The organism is Geobacillus sp. WSUCF1 (genome assembly GCF_000422025.1).
Lineage (GTDB): Bacteria > Bacillota > Bacilli > Bacillales > Anoxybacillaceae > Geobacillus > Geobacillus zalihae.
On sequence record NZ_ATCO01000218.1, the window covers coordinates 1 to 578 of the forward strand.

The window sequence follows — 578 nt, forward strand, 5'->3', positions numbered from 1 at the left end:
GCCAACGATGATGGCGGTTATAGCCATGTGTGATCTGCAAAGCCTCTAATGAGGCCGATTCATACGCGCCGTAAACCGTCTTGTCCGTCGTATCGGCGTGAAAGGCTCGGAGGGAAAGGCCTTCTTTGCGATAAATGTGAATCAAGCAAGTGCTGATCACCTTGTGAATGTCGGCCTCATACAAGCGGTCGAGATGACGAGCCAAGGCATCGTCGTTCAACCAGGAAGGATGGAGACCGGGACGGATGAGTTTCTCTAGATCGATCTCCTGAGCCCATCGTTCCACGTGAACGAGGGCTTGCCGGCCGTCAAACAGATTGTAGATGATGGCCTGAACGGCATCGCTGACTCGAGTCTGGCACTGTGGATCAACGGGAACGAGATGGTCAATCAATTGGGGCAGGCCCAGTTTCTTGAATAGGGCACTTATTATATTCAAATAATCATTACGATAGACCTTTTTGACTTGAACGTTCATGAGAGAAAAACTCCTTCACTTTCCTTGTGTGTCAAGGATTCATTCGACATCGGAACGAAAAAATCCTCCCGATTTTCGTTGGGAGGGTGCGAAATGTGAG

At 49.5% G+C, this 578-nt stretch carries 1 protein-coding gene; it reads right to left on the reverse strand.

Annotated elements, in window-relative coordinates; all coding sequences use genetic code 11:
* Window positions 1-478 (reverse strand): DUF4277 domain-containing protein (locus I656_RS0116905; protein ID WP_033006754.1); only part of this gene is annotated, 478 nt, incomplete at its 3' end.
* Window positions 479-578 lie beyond the last annotated feature (100 nt).